Genomic DNA, 18,717 nt, shown 5'->3' with positions numbered 1-18,717 from the left:
CGGAGTGGGGTCGTCCCGGTCGGTCCTATCAGAACGTTTGCCCAGGTCAGACGCTATACGCCCACGACCACAGTTACTGTCGGATCACGTACTATCCGAATTGCCTTCGGAGGGCCGGCAGCACCGGCGCGAGCGCCACCAGCATGGCCAGGCCGGCGACGGGCAGCAGGTCGAGAGTGACGACCGGTAGGACGATGCCGACGACCAGGAGCGGCACGCTCCACCACGGCAGCCGCCGTCTCGCGGCGAGCATGCCCGCGAGGATGACCAGGCCGAGGAAGAAGAACTGGGGTACGACGTCGTAGAAGGCCACCTCGACGCCGGGGATGTCCTTGAAGTCCGCGCCGAGCGCCGACATCTCCGCCCGGTCCGCGGCCAGGAGACCCTCCACGATGTCGGCGCAGAACTGCACCATCGTCGCGGCGAGCCCCACCATCGTGAGAGTCACCACCCCGGTGCGCCAGGGGCTGCGTGGCAGGAGGCGGGACAGCGCGAGCACACCCGGGACGAAGCACACCATGCCGGCGAGCGCGACCAGATGGGCGGCCTGCCAGTCGATCCCCGGGCCGTACACACCGTCGGATCGTGCCCACAGGCGGACCAGGCCGTAGGCGGCGATGCCGACCGGTCCGGCGATCACGTAGAGCGCAGCGCGTTTCATGCCGATCATCATCTGGTCGCCGGTGCCCCGCCAGCCTCCGGGAAGATCCCTCGCCCGGCCCTGGGTTCCGCCTCAGGTTTCCCACCGAGCAGACCCTCGGTGCGCCCTCGCCCTCAGGCGCGCCGGATCGGCTGGGCGGCGTGCGGCGACGGTCGGGTGGCGAGCATCGCTCATGCTGGAGGGGTGATTCGTTTCGTACTGAATGTGCTGTGGCTCATCTTCGGCGGTGGCATCGTGCTGGCGGTCGGGTACGGCGTGGCCGCACTCATCTGCTTCGTCCTGGTCGTCACCATCCCGTTCGGCGTGGCGTCGCTCCGCCTCGCCGTCTACTCGCTGTGGCCCTTCGGCCGCACCCTGGTGCCGAAGCCCGGTGCGGGCGTGGCCTCCGGGGTGGCGAACATCCTCTGGCTGGTGCTGGCGGGCTGGTGGCTCGCGTTGTCCCACGTCGTCGCGGGCATCGCCCTCTGCGTGACGATCATCGGGATCCCGTTCGGCATCGCCAACTTCAAGCTCGTGCCGGCGGCGTTCTGGCCCCTCGGCCGCGAGGTCGTGGACACGCCCTGAGCTTGGAAAACGGGGACCCCAGGTCCCCTGCCACTTCTAACATATAGCGCACTGGGGGGCTTGCGGCAAGACCCGGGTCGTGCCGCAGAATGCGTCGGCCGAGACCAGAATCTGCCGAAATGGACGTCATTTGAGTTCCCTGCCTACCTCCGTGTTCGATCTCCCCGCACACCTCTCCCCCAAGGCCGACCCGACGCTCATCGCCCGGGACGAGCAGCATTTCGCGACGATGGCGCAGAGCCTGGACCGGCTGAACGCCGAGCTGTCCGAACGCCTTGCCGCCGAGCGCCTGGCGCCCGGCGGCAGGGGCCGGCAGGCGATGGACCGGGACGAGGAGATCCGCCGGCTGACCGACCGCCTGCGTGCGCTCAGTCGCTACGGCCTGGACCTGTGTCTCGGCCACGTGGTCGGTGCGGACGATCCCGAGCCCGCGTACGTCGGGCGGCGCGGCCTCACCGACAGCACGGGTCGGCGGCTGCTGCTCGACTGGCGCTCACCCGCCGCCGAGCCGTTCTTCGGCGCGACCCACGCCAACCCGATGGGTCTGGCCAGCCGTCGCCGGTACCGGTGGACGCGCGGCCGGATCAGTGACTACTGGGACGAGGTGTTCACCTCGGACGGGTTCGTGGAGCACGCCGTCGCGCTCGACGACCAGTCCGCGTTCATCGCCAGCCTCGGCAGCGCCCGATCCGCCCGGATGCGGGACGTGCTCAGCACCATCCAGGCCGACCAGGACGCCATCATCCGGGCGGGATCTGCCGGCGCGCTCGTCGTGGACGGCGGTCCGGGCACCGGGAAGACAGTCGTCGCGCTGCACCGCACCGCCTACCTGCTCTACTCCGACCCACGCCTGGGCCAACGCCGAGGCGGTGTGCTCTTCGTCGGGCCGCACCAGCCCTACCTGGCCTACGTCTCCGACGTCCTACCCAGTCTCGGCGAGGAGGACGTGCAGTCCTGCACCCTGCGAGACCTCGTCGAGGAGGGCGGCGCGGCGATCGTCGAACCCGACCCGGAGGTGGCCCGGCTGAAGTCCTCGGCGGACCTGGTCGGGGCGATCGACGCGGCCGTCCGGTTCTACGAGGACCCGCCCGTCACACCGCTGACTGTCACGACCGACGAGGCCGACATCCGGTTGAGCCCCGACGACTGGGCCGACGCGTTCCAGGCGCCGGGGCCGGGCACCCCGCACAACGAGGCGCGCGACGAGATCTGGGCGGAGTTGCTCACGATCCTCGTGGACAGGTACGACGGCGACGAGCCGGAGGACGTGCTGCGCCTGTCGCTGTCGCGCAACCGCGAGCTGCGCTCCACCGTCAACCGGGCCTGGCCGGTGCTCGACGCGGCCGACCTGGTGGGAGACCTGTGGTCGGTTCCCGCGTACCTGCGCGCGTGCGCGCCCTGGCTCAGCCCGGCGGAGGTCCGGAAGCTCCAGCGCGACGACCCCCGGGCCTGGACCGTGTCCGACCTGCCGCTGCTGGACGCGGCTCGGCGGCGCCTCGGCGTCGCGTCGGGGCACGCGCAGCGACATGACCCCGCCGCCGAGGTGGAACGCGAACACCGGGCCCGGGTCGTCGACGAGCTGCTCGCGGCCGACGCCTACGACGACGGTGAGGGGCTGCTGACGATGCTGCGCCAGCCCGACCTGCACGACGTCCTGGCCGGCGAGTCCGCGGTGCGCACCGCGGAGCCGGACCTGCTGGCCGGCCCGTTCGCGCACATCGTCGTGGACGAGGCCCAGGAGCTGACCGACGCCGAGTGGCAGATGGTGCTGGCGCGGTGCCCGTCGCGCAGTCTCACGATCGTCGGGGACCGCGCCCAGGCCCGACACGGGTTCACCGAGTCGTGGCAGGAACGCCTTGAGCGGGTCGGGTTCGACCGGATCAGCCTGGCCTCGCTGAGCATCAACTACCGGACCCCGGCGGAGGTCATGGCGGAGGCCGAGCCGGTCATCCGGGCCGTGCTCCCGGACGCCAACGTGCCGACCTCCATCCGCGGCAACGGGCTTCCCGTCGTGCGCGGCTCGGTGGCCGAGTTGGGCGCGATCCTCGACGCCTGGCTCACCGCGCACACCGACGGGACCGCCTGCGTGATCGGCGACCCGACGTTCGCGCCGACGTCGCGGGTCCGATCGCTGAGCCCGGAGCAGGCCAAGGGTCTCGAGTTCGACCTGGTCGTGCTGATCGACCCGGAGGCGTTCGGCACCGGCGTCGAGGGGGCGGTGGACCGCTACGTCGCGATGACCCGGGCGACCCAGCAACTCGTCATCCTGACGAGGTGCTGAGCCGCCCGGCCCACGGCTGTCAGTTGCCCAGCGTGACGTGCAGGATCCTCTCGTTGCTGTTGTTCGGGGTGCTGTCCTTGTCGCCGGTGTTCGTGGTGGTCAGCCACAGCCCGCCGTCCGGAGCCGGCTCCACCGTCCGCAGACGACCGTAGGTGCCACTGAAGTACGTCTGCACGTTCGTCAGGCTGCTGCCGCTGATCACCGCGCGGTACATCCGGGCGCCCCGGGCACAGGCCACGTAGAGCGCGTCCCGCACGATCGTGATCCCGGAGCAGGACCCGTCCGCGGTCGGATAGGTGCGCGCCGGTGCGATGAACCCGGCGGTGCCGCAGGTGCCGCTGGTGCCCTCACACGCCGGCCAGCCGTAGTTGCCGCCCTTCGTGATCAGGTTGGTCTCATCCATGATCGAGTTGCCGAATTCCTGCTCCCACAGCCGGCCCTGCGAGTCGAACGCCAGCCCCTGCGGGTTGCGGTGGCCGTAGCTCCACACGTAGTTGCCGAACGGGTTGTCCGAGGGGACGGTGCCGTCCGGGTTGAGGCGCAGGATCTTGCCTTCGAGGGCCGACCGGTCCTGCGCGTAGTTGCCGTTCTGCGCGTCGCCGGTGCTGGCGTACAGCTTGCCGTCCGGGCCGAAGCGCAGCCGGCCGCCGTCGTGGTACTTGTTGCGTCGGATGCCGCTGACCAGCACCTGCTCGCTGGCGGTGTTGAGGCGGCCGTTCTCGAACTTGATCCGCACGATCCGGTTGTCGCTGGGCGAGGTGTGCATGATGTACAGCCAGCGGTCGCTGGCGAAGCTGGCCGACACGGCGAGCCCGAGCAGGCCGCCCTCACCGTCGGTGCTCTGCACGTTCGGCACCGTGCCCAGGTTGGTCTTGGCCCCAGTGGTGGGGTTGAGCTGGATGACGTCGTGCGCGTCGCGGCGGTTGTAGAGCACGGTGCCGTCCGACAGGGTGACGAGCCCCCACGGGATGTCGGTGTCGGTGGTGACCTGGCGCACCCCGCACACCGGGTTGCCGCAGCCCGCGCCCGTGGTCACGGTCGTGGTGGCGCTGCGCGAGGAGGCGTTGTCCTGCGCGTCCCGGGCCACGACGTAGTACTGGTACGCGGTGTTCGCCGCCAGCCCGCTGTCGGTGAAGGTGGTCACCGGCGGCGTGCCGGTGACCGTGCCGACCTTCACGCCACCCCGGAAGACGTCGTACGCCCGGACGCCGACGTTGTCGGTGGACGCGGTCCAGCGCAGGGTCACGGTGGTGCCCGAGGCGCTGCCGGTGAGCTGCTGCGGCGCGGTCGGCGCCTGGGTGTCGGCCTGACACGGCGGGGGCGTGATCGACACGGTGGTGCTCGCCTGGGACACGTTGCCGGCGGCGTCGCGGGCGTTGACGTACAGGCCCCAGGTCGCTCCGGCGACCACGGTGAGGCTTGTGGACAGCGTCGAGCCGCTCACCGACGTCATCAGCTGACCGTCGTGGTAGATGTCGTAGAAGGCCACCGCGACGTTGTCCGTCGAGGCGTTCCAGGCGAAGGTCACGGAGTTGCACGTCAGGCCGCTGACCCGCGGGCTGCCCGGCGCCGTGGGCGGCTGGGCGTCGGAGCTGCCCAGCGCCGTCGTCCAGCGCTGGTTGGCCTGCCCGTTGCAGGTCCAGAGACCGACCAGGGTGCTGTTGGCGGTGGCGCCGCCGTTGACGTCCAGGCACAGGCCGGACTGGAGGCCGACGATGGTCCCGTTGGTGTTGATCCGCCAACGCTGGTTGGCGCCACCGGTGCAGGTGTTGATCTGCAGGGTGGCCGGCGCGGTGGTGTCCTGGCCGACCACGTCCAGGCACATCGTCTCGTCGTAGACCCGCAGCTCACCGGCCGAGGTGAACGTCCAGGCCTGGTTGGCCTGACCGTTGCAGTCGTAGATGTTGATGCCGGCGCCGGCCGTCCGGACGTTGCCGACGACGTCCAGGCAGCGGCCCGACGCGGCGCTGACCACGGTCGAGGCCACCGCGGCCGATGCGGGTACGCCAACCGCGACGGTCAGCAGCGTCACCGCTGCCATCGTCGCCGGCAGTAGCCGTCGTCGTCGTGCGTGGCGTGGGTTGGGCCGCGCGAACGCTGCCATCTGTCCTCCAGGATCGGGGCGTCGACCGGACCGCCCCCGGCACCGGATGGACCGGCGCTCGACCAAGTCGAACTGTGAACATCGAATATCAAAGATGGGTCGACGACACATGTCAAACGATGTCACGTGATCGGCGACAAAACCCCAGATCGATGCGATGTCCGGCAGGGCCGCAGCCCTACTCCCCGCCCCGCAACGACTCCCGGACGTGCCGGCGGGCGTGATGGATCCGCGACTTCAGCGTGCCGACCGGAATGCCCAGCTGCTCGGCCATCTCCTGGTAGTCGAGCTGGCACAGGTCCCGCAGCACGAGCGCCGTCACCAACTCCGGCCGGTGGGCCTCCAGCCGGTCCAACGCGTCGAGCAGGTCGAGACGCGACCCGGCGATGACGCTGGTCGTGCGGGGATCGGCAATCTCGACGGGCAGCAGCGGACTCGGCCGCTCGACCGCCCGTCGCCGCAGCGACCGATAGGTCTGGCGGGCGCAGTTGGCGACCACGACATGCAACCAGGTCGAGAATAGCGACCGACCCTCGAATCGCTCGATGTGCCTGGCCACCTGCAGCAACGCGTCCTGCGCCGCCTCCTCCGCGTCCTGCTGGCAGGGCAGGAACCGCCCACACTGCTCGAGGACCCGCGGACCGATCGCCGCCAACAACTCGTCACGTGCCGCGCTGTCGCCGCTCGCCGCCCGGCGTGCCAGCTCCTCGGTCGACGACTCCTCCACCACCACTGGCGCTCCCCCGGCTCGTGCGACACCGCTGCCGCGGTGCCGGATAATACGGCCGTGTCCATTCCGCCGCAGATCGGCCGGTACCGCGTCGCACGCCCGGTCGGTGCCGGCGCGTTCGCCACCGTGTGGCTGGCGTACGACGACGAGTTGCAGGCCCCCGTGGCCGTGAAGGTGCTCGCCGAGAACTGGTCGCAACGGGCCGACATCCGGGCGCGTTTCCGGCAGGAGGCCCGGTTCATGCGGCAGGTGGACTCCGACCACCTGGTCCGGGTGTTGGACATCGGCGAGCTGCCCGACGGCCGGCCCTACCTGGTGATGACGTACGCCGGAGGCGGCACGCTCGCCGACCGGCTGGCCGACGGCCCGATGCCGGTGCGCGAGGCGCTGCGGACCGCCGCCGACATCGCCCGGGCGGTGGCCGTCCTGCACGACAAGGGGGTGCTGCACCGGGACCTCAAACCCTCGAACGTCCTCTTCGACACCACCGCCGCCGGAGCCCGGGTGCTGGTCGCCGACCTGGGACTGGCCAAGGCCCTCGCGCACGCGTCCGGGTTCACGCTCGTCGCCGGCACGCCCGGTTACATGGCACCGGAACAGCTCGTCGCGGGCGGCACGCTGGACGCGCGCGCCGACGTCTACGCGATGGGCGCCCTGACCCAGCACATGATGACCGGAGCGCCGCCGGGGCAGGCGGGGCAGACCGCGTCGGCCGTACCCGCCGTGGTCGAGCGCGTCGTCCGCCGCGCCCTGCATCGTGATCCGGACCGCCGCTGGCCCACCGCTGCCGCTTACGCCGCCGCGCTGGAGGGCCTGCTGGCCGCACGAACGGGTCCGGCCCGACCGTCGCCACGGCGCGCCCGCCGGGCCCTCACCACCGTCGGCACGATGGTCACGACGCTGGTCCTGGCCGGTTCGGCCGCCGCCACCGCCACGCCGCCGGGCTGGACCCGGGTACGCGACGCGACCGGCACCATCTCCGTCGCCGTGCCCGACGACTGGGCCCGGCACCTCCGCGACGGCGGCTGGAAACCGGGCGTGATCGGGCTGCCCGGCGCACACGACCCGGGTCTGGTCGTCGGGCCCGACCTCGCCGCGTGGTCCAACGCGAACAGTCCCACGCCCGGCGTGTTCGTCGGGGTGAGCCGGACCCGCACCGCCGCGACGGTCCAGCCCACCCTGACCGGCCACAACCGTTGCACCCGCGCTGCCGACCGCACGATCACGGTCGGCAGCCTCAGCGGGAGCGTCCGGCGCTGGACGCGGTGCGCCAACACCACGACGTCCTTCAGCGAGGTCATCCTGACCGAGGCCAACGGCACCCTCGACGTCTATGTCCAGGTCAGACAGACCGGGGACGTGGATCGCACCGACGAGATCCTGGACACGCTGCGGGTGACCGGCACCACGGCCGAGCCTTAGGCCTGTTTCATAAGGGCGGTCGAGCCGAGGCGGAGTCCGGGCGGCGATCCGGCAAGGCGCGGTTTCGTTCGGATACCGGTGTTGTATCCGGGCGAGACCGCAACGCCGCCGCTCGTCGTCCGGGCCCGCCGCAGGCCGGCCAGTTCTTATGAAACAGGCCTTAGTTAGTACCGCGCCCAGTTGCCGCTGCCGTCGGCCTTGCGCCACCGACGGGTCTCGGTGCCGCCGTCGAGCGTACGGACGGTGGCCTCCACGTTCTGGCCCACCAGCCGGTACGAGACGAACGTCATGACCTGGTCAGCTCCGGAACCGGGCTGGTCTCCCCTGATGGCCGGCCACGCGTGGCGTCCGCGGCCGTTGTCCGAGAGCTGCACGGGCACGAGCGCCTGGCGTCGTGCGGCGTTCGCGTTGCCCAGTTCGACCAGGACGAGCGCGTCCTCGGTCGAGGGCGCGTTCGCCGGTTCCTCGACGATGAACTCGCCGTACACCGGCTGCGCGCCGCCGGGCAGGATCCGGCACGGCACGTCGAACCCGTTCGACCCGTTGCGGAACGCCACGGCGTCGTCGGACTCGCTGCAGAAGGTCAGCTTGCGAATCACCGCGTTGGGCCAGTCGGTCTGCCTGATCTCGCCCACCTGGGTGGCCGGCCCGGAGGTGCCGGAGACCGGAGCACCCTGGGTGGCGCCGGCGGTGGCCGGCGTACCCGGGCCGGAGCTGGCGGGCGTCGGGGCGCTCGACGCCGACGGGCTCACGCTGCCCGGTGAAGAGCCGGCGGGCACCGCGTCACCGCCTTGCCGGTCTACCGATGGGGTGCAGCCAGCGCCGAGCGTGACGCCGAGTGCCACACCGACGAGCAGTTTGCCGTGCATGGGTGGTCCTTTCCTCTGCGGGATCCGTCACCACATTCGATGCCCCGGCACGGGCGGTGGTTCACGCAACGAGCGCGGATCTTCCACCGTCGGTACGCACGCCTCTCCTTCTCGGGTCGCAAGGGTATGGCCGTCCTGCGCCAGATGGCGGGGTGCGATCGCTGGAACAGGCTTGACCCAGGGCGTCGGGTGACGCCGTACGGACCTGCTCCGGACACCCGTTCGCCTGGAAAGGCAGTAACCGACGATGCGATCTCTTTCCTCTTCCCCATCCCGCTCCGCCCGAATCGCACGGCCCGTCGTCCGGCTCGGCGCGGTGGTGGCGACCGCTGTCGTCATCGCCGTGAGCACCGCGGGCTGTGGCGCGGGGCAGAGCGCTCCCGCGCCACCAGTCGACGCTCCGGCGGCACCGGCTGCCGCGAACGGGGCGGCCTCCGCCCTGACCGACGTCGACGTCAATGCCTGGCTCGACGGTTTGCTGCCGGCCGCGCTGGACCGCACCGGCATCGCCGGGGCCACCGTCGCCGTCGTCCACAATGGCCGCATTGTCACCACCCGGGGGTACGGCCACGCCGACACCGGTGACGGCGGCGTCGGGGCGGTGCCTGTCGACCCGGACCGGCACCTGTTCCGGATGGGATCGGTGTCGAAGCTCGTCACCGCCACCGCCGTCCTGCAACTCGTGCAGAGCGGCAAGCTGGACCTCGACGCCGACGTCGAGACGTACCTCGACTTCCGCCTGCCGCGCGGCTTCGAGCGAGCCGTCACCCTGCGGCACCTGCTGACGCACACCGCCGGTTTCGAGGAGCGGGTCTCCGGCCTCATCGGCACCGAAGGCGGCAACGTCAACCTGCGCCGGGCGCTGGTGACCGACCCGCCCGAGCAGATCTACGAGCCGGGCACGGTCCCGGCGTACTCCAACTACGGCAACGCGGTCGCGGGTTACGTCGTCGAGCGCGCCACCGGGACGCGCTTCGAGGAGTACGTGCAGCGCAACATCCTGGACCGGGCGGGCATGCCGTCGTCGAGCTTCGAGCAGCCCCTGCCGACGCCGCTGCGCGAGCGGATGTCCAAGGGGTACGACACCTCCGGCGCGCCCGCCGCGCCCTTCGAGATCGTCGGCACTCCCCCGCCCGGCGCGCTGAGCGCCCCGGCGACGGACATGGCGCGGTTCATGCTCGCCCAGCTCGGGGAGCCCGTCGGTTTCGGGGCCCTGCTGGACCAGCCGACCCGCGAGCTGATGCAGCGCCCGGCACTCGACGCGACATCGCTCGGCACGCTTGCCGACGGACCCCGGATGACTCTCGGCTTCTTCGACGAGAGCCGCAACGGCCACCGGATCCTCGGCCACGGCGGCGACACCGCGTACTTCCACACCCACCTGCAGATCTACCCCGACGACCGGGCCGGCATCTTCCTCTCGCTCAACAGCAACGGCTCGGGGGCGCTCGCCAGCCACGAACTCCGCGAGTCGGTCGTGAACGGTTTCGCCGACCGCTACTTCCCCGCCCGCGACGGGCAGCCGACCGCCGGCGTCGACCCGGCGACCACCGCCGAACACGCCGCGCTGGCAGCCGGCACGTACGAGTCCTCGCGAGCGATACGGAGCAACTTCCTGACGGCGATCGGCCTGGTCGGGCGGACGACGGTGAGCGTCACCGACGGCGACCGGTTGCTGTTCGAGCCGGGGCCACTGTCCGACTCCCCCGCCCGCTACGAGGAGGTGGCCCCCTGGGTCTGGCGGGAGGTCGGCGGGCAGCGCACGATCGCCATGCGGGCAACCGACGACCGGGTCGAGGCGATCGGTTTCGACTCCGCGTTCGCGTTGCTGCCCGTCGAGCCCGCCCGCGCCTCGACGGTGGCCGTCCCGGTGCTCGCCGTCTCGACGGTCGTGCTGCTGCTGACCGTGCTGTCCTGGCCGGTCGGCGCGCTCGTCCGCCGCCGGCTCGGCCGCGCCCCGCGCGAGCGGGCCGGGCGCACCGCGCGGATCCTGAGCCGCGTCGCCGTCGCCGGTACGCTCCTCGCCCTCGCCGGGTGGGTGCTGGCCATCAGCAGCATCATGAGCCTGCGGGAAATCCCCGGTGGTGTCCTGCGCGCCATTCAGGTGCTGCAACTTGTCGGTCTGCTCGGTGTGCTGCCCGCCGCCGTCCGGCTGGCCGACGACGTCCGACGCCACCTCGGCTGGCGCAGGATCGCCGGCAGCGCCCTGCTCCTGCTCGCTCTCGCCGGTGCGGCCTGGTTCGCCGTGGAGTTCCGGCTGCTCGCGCCTAGCATCTCCTACTGACCCGCCCGACCCGGGACGATCCGGAGCGAGGATGCGCACCGCATGAGGGACCACACCGGCACCGAACCCGGCACGCCGCGACTGACGAGGTGGCTCGACGAACGCCTCACCCGACTCGGCGTGATCGGGGTGTTCCCCCGGGACTGCCTGCTCGCGGCGGCCCTGACCGTCCTGACGTTCGTCCTGTTGACGCTGCTGATCTGGTTCGTGGCACCGGAGGACGGGGTGTCCTTCGACCCGACGCGGGCATGGCTGCTCATCACCGTCTGCTGCGTCCAGGCGCTGCTGCTGTGCCTGCGTCGGGTCCGCCCGCTGCTCTGCCTCGCGCTCGTCGTCGGCCTCCAACTGCCCGTCATCGGCGTCTCGCTGCCCGAGGCGACCGTCCGGGGCGTCGCGCCGTTCGTCGTGGCGTACACCATCGGGTCGGTGCTGCCGTCCCGGCACGCGCTGCTGGCCGTCGGCGCGGCCGTGCTGGCGGAGTCGGTCGGGGCGGCCTTCGTGGTGACCCCCGATCTCCTGACGGGCGTCGCGTACGTCTCCGCGAGCGCGCTGACCTACCTCGGCGCGACCTTCGTCGGCACGTACGTGGCCACGTCCCGGCGCTATGTGGAGCTGGTCCGGGTGCGGGCGGAGGAGGCGGTCCGGGAACAGCAGACGAAGATCCAGGGGGCGATCGGCGCGGAGCGCACCCGGATGGCCCGGGAGCTGCACGACGTGGCGGCCCACCACCTCTCCGGCATGGTCGTGCAGGCGGCGGCGGTCGAACGGTTGATCGACCGGGACCCGGCAGCCGCGAAGGCCGGGGTGGCCTGGATCCGGAGCCAGGGCAAGGAGACCCTGGACAACCTGCGGCTGGTCGTCGGCGTGCTGCGCGGCCGCCCGGGACACGAGGGCGGCGACGGCGCCACACCGGTGCCGGGCCTGGGCATGCTCGACGACCTGGTCCGCACCGTCGGCACCCTCGCCGGTCCGGTCGAGTTCGTCCGCGAGGGGCAGCAGCGTGCGGTGTCGCCGATCGCCGACGTCGCGCTCTACCGGATCGCGCAGGAGTCGCTCAGCAACGCCCGTCAGCACGCCCCGGGCGCGGCGGCGCGGGTGGTGCTCCGCTTCCGGCCCCGCTCGGTGTCACTGGAGGTGGTGAACGAACCCCCCGCCCGGCGTACCGTGCCGGCGCCGCGCACCGGCGGTGTCGGCCTGGTCGGCATGCGTGAGCGCGCACAGCTCATCGGCGCGAGTTTCGCGGCCGGCCCGACCGCGGCCGGCGGTTGGTCGGTCACCGCGACGCTACCGACGAACGACCCCGTCGCGTCGCCGCCAGAGGGAGAGGCCCCGGCATGATCAGAGTGATGCTCGTCGACGACCAGGCGGTCGTCCGCGCCGGCTTCCGCGTCATCCTCGAAGAGGTCGGCGACATCGAGGTCGTGGCGGAGGCGTCCAGCGGTACGGCCGCCGCCGACCTGGCCCGTCGGCTGCAACCCGACGTGATCTGCATGGACGTCCGGATGCCACACGGCGACGGGCTCACCGCGACCCGGCAGATCCTCGCGGACGCCGCCGGAACGCCGCCGGCGGTGCTCGTGGTGACGACGTTCGACCTCGACGAGTACGTCTTCGGCGCGCTGGAGGCCGGTGCCAGCGGCTTCATCCTCAAGGACTGCGAGCCGGAGGACCTCGTCGAGGCGGTCCGTCGCCTCGCCGGCGGCTACGGCCTCGTCGACCAGGCCGTCACCCGCCGGGTGATCTCGGAATTCGCCAGGCGCACCCCCGCGCCCCGCTCGGACGCCGCGACGGCCCACCAGCTCACCGCGCGGGAGACCGAGATCGTGCAGTTGCTCGCGCAGGGGTTGTCGAACGTCGAGATCGCCGACCGGCTCTTCATCGAGACCAGCACCGTCAAGTCACACCTCGGGCGCGCCATGGGCAAGATCGGCGCACGGGACCGGCTGCAGACCGTCGTGTGGGCGTACCAGAACGGGGTGGCCCGCCCCTGACGGGCGCACCGCCTCAGTCGCTCCACTCCTTGGCGAGCAGTTCGTAGGAGCTGACCCGGTCGGCGTGCGCGTGGGTGATCGTGGTGACGAGCAGCGGCGACGATCGCTCGCACGGCATCCTCCTCCGTGAATTGGCGTACGCCGCCTCAGGCGGCGGGACGGCGGGACAGCCCGGGCTGGTCGCCGGCCAGTCCGGCGTAGCGCCCCCGGTGGTACAGCAGCGGCGAGCCGACATCGGCGTGCCGGAGCACCTCTGGCTCGGCCAGCACGACGGCGTGATCGCCGACGGTCACCCGCTCGACGACCCGGCAGAGCAGCCAGGCCAGGGTGTCGTCCAGGATCGGCACCTCCTCCGGGCCGCTCCGCCAGCGGGTGGGAGCGGCGAACCTGTCGATGCCGCTCGTCGCGAAGGTCCGCGCCAGTTGCTGCTGGTGGTGGGCGAGCAGATGCACGGCCACGTGCCGGGCACGGGCCACCGCGGGCCAGCTCGACGACCCGAGGTTCAGGCAGAACGAGACAATCGGTGGCGCCAGCGACACCGAGGTGAACGAGGTGGCGGTGAAGCCGACCGCGGGCGAGCCGGGAGCGGTGACCACCGTGACGGTGCTGGCCTGGTGGCGGAGCAACGTCCGCAGCGCGTCGCTGTCGGCGTCGATCGGGGTGTCCGTGGACTGGGTCATGACGATCCTCCCGAGGGGTGGGATGCGCAGGGGGCTACGAACAGGCGGCGGAATCGGCCGACAGCCGCTCGTACGGGGTCTTCTCGCCGGCCTCGACGGCGATCGGCAGCCGGTTCTCCGCCGGGGGCAGCGGGCAGGTCGCGAAGTCGGTGTACGCGCACGGCAGATTTGTGGCCCGGCTGAAGTCGAGCGTCACCCGACCCCGCTCGTCCGGAGCGGCGACGGCCAGGGACCGGTTGGCCGAATAGGTCGTGACGCCGGAGGTGGCGTCGGTGAACAGCACCGACAGGCTCCCGGGGGCGACGCCGTTGAACGCGGTCAGGCGCAGCGGCACCCCGTCGACGGCGAACTCGATCTGGCCGGGTGCGTCGTAGACGTGCGTGAGCCCCTCCACGGCCGCGCCGACAGTGGTCGGGCGCGGGCTGTCGAAGGGTACGAAGCGCCCGCTCAGGACCCATCGGTGATCGGGCGGATAGCTGGGGGTGCCCCGGTAGCCGACGCGCAGCGGGTGGTCCGGACGCCGGGGACGGAGAATGTCGTGCCCACCTCGGCGGGCCACCTCCAGCACCCCGGCGTCGAGACCGACGGTGACGCCGGCACGCTCGGCGATCGGCCCGAACTCATGCCGGCCCCGACCCTGCCGGCCGTCGACGACGAGCAACTCGTCCTCGCCGAGAACCACCACCGGTCCGTCGTCGCCGGTGTGCCACTCCCCCGGCACGTCGGGGAACCGCTGCGGTACCGAGGTCAGCCAGTGCAGACCGGTGACGGCGAGGAAGCCGTGCGGGTCGGCCCGAACCTCCTCGTGGCGTCGGTGCCACTCCCGCCAGGCCGCCTCGAAGTCGAGCCGGGGGTCCACGACGGGCGGCAGGACAGCCTTGTTGGTCACGACAGGGTCCTCCTCGACGAGATGCACCGCCACACGCGCGGGATGCGGGGATGCCGGGCGCGACCCTGCGCCGGCGACGACAAGAGGGGGCCGGCGAGGGCTGGGCAGCCCGTTCAGGCTGGGATGGGCGCGCCGGGACAGAGCTGTGCGGCGACCCGCATCAGGTCGACGACCCGGCGGGAGGTGAACAACCGAACCAGCGGCATGCCGTCGAGTTTCCTACCAATGCGGTAGGAATTCAAGTCCCCGGGTCGAACGAGCCGCCGTTGGTCCACGCCGTCCCAGGTCGACTGTGGACGACAGCGGAGTACGATCCCGCTGCGCACCGCAGTGGTGATCTCCCGCCGACGACCCCTCGATAGGAGCCTGGCATGGCCGGTCCGGACGCCGAACTCGCCGCGAAACTCCAGCCCGACGTGCCGCACGCGGCGCGGATCTGGAACTACTGGATGGGCGGCAGGGACAACTTCCAGTCCGACCGGGCGGCCGGCGACGCCGTCGCCGAGGTCTACCCGGAGATCGTCCTCATGGCGCAGCAGTCGCGCGTGTTCCTGGTGCGGGCGGTGCGTCACCTCGCGGCAGAGGCGGGCATCCGGCAGTTCCTGGACATCGGCACCGGCCTGCCCACCATGCAGAACACGCACGCGGTCGCGCAGGGTGTCGCGCCCGAGTCGCGGATCGTCTACGTGGACAACGACCCGATGGTGCTTGTGCACGCGCGGGCACTGCTGGCCAGCACGACCTCGGAGGGTGTCACCACCTACGTCCCGGCCGACTACCACGACCCGGAGAAGATCCTCGCCGAGGCGGCGCAGACGCTCGACTTCGACAAGCCGATCGCCGTCATGTACATGGGTGTGCTGGGCTACGAGCCGGACCTGGACGTGGTGCGCTCCATCGTCGGCCGGACGATGGACGCGATGCCCTCCGGCTCGCACCTGGTGCTGTGGGACGGCACCAACACCAGCCCGGCGGTGGTTTCCGGCGCGGAACGGCTGGCGCAGAGCGGCGGGGTCCCGTACATCCTGCGCAGCCCGGAGGAACTCGCGAGTTGCTTCGACGGGCTGACGATCGTGGAGCCGGGCCTGGTGCCGATCCCCCTGTGGCGACCGGAAGATCCCGACGCGGTCGGGATCGACGCCTACGGCGCGGTGGCCCGCAAGCCCTGACCGACCTGACGCCGCCCCGCCGCCGCCGTGAGCGCGGCAGCGGGGCGGACGTCACTCACCCGTCACACGTCAGCGTCAACCCGTCGGGCACCGCGCTCGTCGACACGAGCAGGCCGAACCTCGCCACACCACCCGGCGCCAGCGTCCCGTTGAACGTGGCGTTGCGGACCGTGATGTCGGCGCCGACCGTCTCCAGCACCCCACCCCAGACGTTATCGACCCGCTCGTCGCCGGCCCACCGCCAGGAGACACGCCACCGGTCCAGCGGCTGGCTGCCGATGTTCTGCACGGTGCCCGTGACGACGAAGCCGCTGCCCCACTGGGAGTCGATCGAGGCCGTGGCACGGCACGACGTCAGCCCGGCGGTCCGGACCGACCAGTTGATGTACGGATCCCGCTTGCCGTCGGGGGCGGTGAACCGGTACCAGTACTCGGTGTTGGGCGTCAGCCTGTCGACTGTCACGGCGCCGAAGCGCTCCGGCCCGGAGACGACCGACGCCACCGGCGACCGCCACTGCTGGGCGTCCTCGCGACTGGCGAAGAGGGTGAGGGTCAGCGGCGGGTCGTAGCCGCAGGGCGGCCGGAAGAATATCGAGTACGAGATGGTCACGCTCGTGGTGGTGACGGCGGTGACGCTGGCGCCGATCGGCAGGGCCGGCGGGCAGGCGATCGTGGGCGTGGCTATCGGAGTGGGCGTGGCTATCGGAGTGGGCGTCGGTACCGCAGTGGGCGTGGGCGTGCGTATCGGAGTGGGCGTGGGTACCGCGGTGGGTAGCGCCGTAGCCGACGGTGTCGGTGTTGGCGTCGCCTCGGCGACGGCGGTCCCGGCCCAGGCGGCCAGCGCCATGGTCGTGACGGCGAGGAACGTGCGAAGCATCGGTGCCTCCGTGGTTTAGCAGGCACCGAGGACCGAGGTGGTGGCCGGTGCCGCGCTCGGGTGTCCGGTCACCGACGAGGACTGCCCGGCACGGGTGACGTGACCACCGCGTGCGCCCCGTGGACCGGAGAAGGTGTGGTGCGCGCTGGCTCCCGAGCACGACCGACCACAGCATCGCAGTCGACGAACATCGATGCAAGCGCGCACCGTCACGTCGGTCCACGGCATCAGGTGATCGAGTTGTAGACCGGGACCCAGCCCAGGCTCTGACCGGTGGAGGAGAACACCTCGATCTTGCGAATCACCGCACCCGGCGTGGTGGCGGCGACGCTGTTGCCGACTCCGATCCCGCCGACGGCGATGAGCTTGCCCTCGGTGCGGATCTGCCCGGCGCCACTTCGCCGGATGATCACCGTGTCCGCCGGCGCCTGGTAGGGAACGGCCGCTTCCACGGCGTTCCACGCCAGCGTGACGTCGACCGAGGCGGTGTCCACGAAGACGGCGGGATGCGAGGGGTGCGCCTGGCGTAGGTGGTTGCCCACCACGACGGCCTTCGTGGAGCCCTGGTGCACGGCGACGCAGCTGACGGCCCGGCTCGCGTTCGGATTCTCCACCCGGTTGCCGACCACCGTGACGTCCCGGGCGGACAGAACGTTGATGTGGCCGACACAGTTGGTCGCCACGTTGCCGGTGATGGAGACACCCACGGCCTGCCCGGACCGGGGCAGGGAACCACGGGCGCTGCCGTCGACCTCGATGCCGCGCAGTTGGCAGCCCGACACGGTGTTGTCGGCGACCACCAGGTTCGTCACCTGCTGCGTGTAGACGCCGGCCTGGCCACACTCGGTGATGGTGTTACCGGAGATGACGGTGCGGTCGGCGCCGAACCAGACGTTGATGCCGTCGTAGTACTTGGACTCGGCCCGCCAGACGCCGCCCCAGTCCTCGGCTTCCTGCGACGACAGCCAGTCCATCGCCACATGGTTGTTGGTGATCCGCACGTCGTGGCCGTTGCTGGCGATGCCGAACCGGACGTCCTCGGTGGTGCAGTTCGTGATGAGGATGTCGTTGGACGTGCCGGGGGTGTTGTCCCACACGCTGATGCCGGTGTGGCGGAACCCCCGGGACACCACCCCGTCGACGACGATGCCGGTCGACGCCGTGATGATCAGGCCGCTGTACCAGTACGCGGCGGTGTTGTCGACGAGGTTGAGCCCGAGCACCTTCAGCCGGTGGCAGTCCTCGACCTGGAGCACACCGCGGACCTGATCCTTCACCGTCACCGGGCTGGCGTCGACAAGCGCCAACGTCGCCCCGTGACCCCGCAGCGCGGTGTCGGTCAGTCCCGAGAGTGTCACCCGGTTGCTGACCCGGTACGTCCGGCCGGCCGGGAACAGCACACCCCGGTTCGGAGTGGCCGCCCGCGCGGCGTTGAACGCCGCCTGGATCGCCGCGGTGTCGTCGGTGACTCCGTCGCCGACCGCTCCGTGCGTCAGCACCGAGACCCAGCCGTCGTCGGTGCCGGGCAGCGCAGCCGCAGCCGGCTTGGCCGCCAGAGCGGCCCCGCCCGCCAGCGCCGTAGCCGCCAGGCCAGCGCGTAGAGCCGCGCGTCGTCCCACCGATGTCATGTGACCGCCTCCCGTGAAACGCGCCCGATCACCATCGCCGCGCACCCTATCCGTCCCGCCCCTGCCATGGGGGCACGCTTTCGCCCCGCCCCGCCCCGCCCCGTCGGGTCCAGGGGCGGGGCGAACCCGTGCTCCGCCGACCGTCGACTGATCACTTCGGTCGCCCCGGGGTCGGACCGTCCTGGTCCGTCACCGCGGCGACGAACCGACCCGCACCCGGTCGCTCTCGTTGTCGGAGAGGAAGGACGCCAGGGCCTGCCCCTGCTCGGTCACGGCGGCCAGATCCGCTGGGGAGAAGCCGCATAGTGGGGCTGACGGTCACCGTGCCCGAATCGACGCTCCAGGTCGCCGCGGCCCGCCCGTCGACGAGCACCACACGTTCGCCGGCCACCGACAGGCCACGGTGAGCGTCGTCGATGATGCGGCTGCGGTCGTCGTAGCCGAGGATCGCGTTGTCGAACGCCGGAAGGAATCGCACCGGGGCGGGTGTCTGCGGTGGTTCTGGCTTCGGGGTGCAGGGGTGTGGTGGCGGTTGGCTGTGTTCACGTTCGGTGGTGGTAGTGGTTGC

General features: G+C 71.5%; 16 protein-coding genes. 7 read left to right on the top strand and 9 right to left on the bottom strand.

All coding sequences use genetic code 11. The features are described 5' to 3' along the window. Positions 1 to 91: 91 nt before the first annotated feature. A complete protein-coding gene (locus tag ACLQ29_RS31080; protein ID WP_425774934.1) occupies positions 92 to 661 on the bottom strand; it encodes a hypothetical protein in 570 nt (189 codons plus the stop codon). 183 nt (positions 662 to 844) lie between these two features. Between ACLQ29_RS31080 and ACLQ29_RS31075 the strand changes: the two genes are divergently transcribed. Both ACLQ29_RS31075 and helR read left to right on the top strand, forming a co-directional pair. Beyond that, positions 845 to 1,225 (top strand): YccF domain-containing protein, encoded by a 381-nt coding sequence (locus tag ACLQ29_RS31075; protein ID WP_393361093.1) that lies wholly within the window; start codon positions 845 to 847, stop codon positions 1,223 to 1,225. 151 nt (positions 1,226 to 1,376) lie between these two features. Then, complete coding sequence (gene helR, locus ACLQ29_RS31070) at positions 1,377 to 3,506, top strand: RNA polymerase recycling motor ATPase HelR (RefSeq protein WP_425774933.1); 2,130 nt, start codon at positions 1,377 to 1,379, stop codon at positions 3,504 to 3,506. A 19-nt stretch (positions 3,507 to 3,525) separates the two neighbouring features. Here helR and ACLQ29_RS31065 read toward each other — a convergent pair whose 3' ends face one another. Together ACLQ29_RS31065 and ACLQ29_RS31060 are read right to left on the bottom strand one after the other, a co-directional pair. Further along, positions 3,526 to 5,547 (bottom strand): PQQ-dependent sugar dehydrogenase, encoded by a 2,022-nt coding sequence (locus tag ACLQ29_RS31065; RefSeq protein WP_425775000.1) that lies wholly within the window; start codon positions 5,545 to 5,547, stop codon positions 3,526 to 3,528. Between the two features lie 241 nt (positions 5,548 to 5,788). Next, a complete protein-coding gene (locus tag ACLQ29_RS31060) occupies positions 5,789 to 6,343 on the bottom strand; it encodes an RNA polymerase sigma factor (RefSeq protein ID WP_425774932.1) in 555 nt (184 codons plus the stop codon). A 54-nt stretch (positions 6,344 to 6,397) separates the two neighbouring features. On the opposite strand from ACLQ29_RS31060, the gene ACLQ29_RS31055 reads away from it, so the two are divergent. Continuing rightward, positions 6,398 to 7,762, top strand: coding sequence for a serine/threonine-protein kinase (locus ACLQ29_RS31055; protein WP_425774931.1), 1,365 nt, complete (start codon positions 6,398 to 6,400; stop codon positions 7,760 to 7,762). Positions 7,763 to 7,926: 164 nt separating this feature from the next. Here ACLQ29_RS31055 and ACLQ29_RS31050 read toward each other — a convergent pair whose 3' ends face one another. Next, positions 7,927 to 8,631, bottom strand: coding sequence for a hypothetical protein (locus ACLQ29_RS31050; RefSeq protein WP_425774930.1), 705 nt, complete (start codon positions 8,629 to 8,631; stop codon positions 7,927 to 7,929). Between the two features lie 343 nt (positions 8,632 to 8,974). Between ACLQ29_RS31050 and ACLQ29_RS31045 the strand changes: the two genes are divergently transcribed. From ACLQ29_RS31045 to ACLQ29_RS31035, 3 genes are read left to right on the top strand one after another with little or no spacing between them, the layout of a single operon-like run. Next, complete coding sequence (locus ACLQ29_RS31045; protein WP_425774929.1) at positions 8,975 to 10,915, top strand: serine hydrolase domain-containing protein; 1,941 nt, start codon at positions 8,975 to 8,977, stop codon at positions 10,913 to 10,915. 42 nt (positions 10,916 to 10,957) lie between these two features. Next, on the top strand, positions 10,958 to 12,253 hold the full coding sequence (locus ACLQ29_RS31040) for a sensor histidine kinase (RefSeq protein WP_425774928.1): 1,296 nt from the start codon (positions 10,958 to 10,960) through the stop codon (positions 12,251 to 12,253). Beyond that, entirely contained in the window at positions 12,250 to 12,906 is a 657-nt protein-coding gene (locus ACLQ29_RS31035; protein WP_425774927.1) for a response regulator, read from the top strand. The genes ACLQ29_RS31040 and ACLQ29_RS31035 overlap by 4 nt, the downstream gene beginning before the upstream one ends. A gap of 146 nt (positions 12,907 to 13,052) precedes the next feature. On the opposite strand, the gene ACLQ29_RS31030 is transcribed toward ACLQ29_RS31035, so the two are convergent. Together ACLQ29_RS31030 and ACLQ29_RS31025 are read right to left on the bottom strand one after the other, a co-directional pair. Then, the gene (locus ACLQ29_RS31030) at positions 13,053 to 13,586 is read right to left on the bottom strand and encodes a flavin reductase family protein (protein ID WP_425774926.1); all 534 of its coding nucleotides are present in this window, start codon (positions 13,584 to 13,586) and stop codon (positions 13,053 to 13,055) included. 34 nt (positions 13,587 to 13,620) lie between these two features. Continuing rightward, entirely contained in the window at positions 13,621 to 14,475 is an 855-nt protein-coding gene (locus ACLQ29_RS31025) for a DUF1684 domain-containing protein (protein WP_425774925.1), read from the bottom strand. 371 nt (positions 14,476 to 14,846) lie between these two features. On the opposite strand from ACLQ29_RS31025, the gene ACLQ29_RS31020 reads away from it, so the two are divergent. Beyond that, positions 14,847 to 15,644: an SAM-dependent methyltransferase gene (locus ACLQ29_RS31020; protein WP_425774924.1), complete on the top strand. Its 798-nt coding sequence runs from the start codon at positions 14,847 to 14,849 to the stop codon at positions 15,642 to 15,644. A gap of 55 nt (positions 15,645 to 15,699) precedes the next feature. Here ACLQ29_RS31020 and ACLQ29_RS31015 read toward each other — a convergent pair whose 3' ends face one another. From ACLQ29_RS31015 to ACLQ29_RS31005, 3 genes are all read right to left on the bottom strand, one after another. Further along, positions 15,700 to 16,521, bottom strand: a complete 822-nt coding sequence (locus ACLQ29_RS31015) for a cellulose binding domain-containing protein (RefSeq protein WP_425774923.1) — start codon at positions 16,519 to 16,521, stop codon at positions 15,700 to 15,702. Positions 16,522 to 16,748: 227 nt separating this feature from the next. Further along, positions 16,749 to 18,149: a right-handed parallel beta-helix repeat-containing protein gene (locus tag ACLQ29_RS31010; RefSeq protein ID WP_425774922.1), complete on the bottom strand. Its 1,401-nt coding sequence runs from the start codon at positions 18,147 to 18,149 to the stop codon at positions 16,749 to 16,751. A gap of 151 nt (positions 18,150 to 18,300) precedes the next feature. After that, the gene (locus ACLQ29_RS31005; protein WP_425774921.1) at positions 18,301 to 18,627 is read right to left on the bottom strand and encodes a DNA glycosylase AlkZ-like family protein; all 327 of its coding nucleotides are present in this window, start codon (positions 18,625 to 18,627) and stop codon (positions 18,301 to 18,303) included. Between the last annotated feature and the right edge of the window lie 90 nt (positions 18,628 to 18,717).

This window comes from Micromonospora sp. DT228 (genome assembly GCF_049841595.1).
Classification (GTDB): Bacteria; Actinomycetota; Actinomycetes; order Mycobacteriales; family Micromonosporaceae; genus Micromonospora.
Note: the sequence above shows the minus strand (reverse complement) of the source record. Positions and strands in the feature narration are given on the sequence as shown.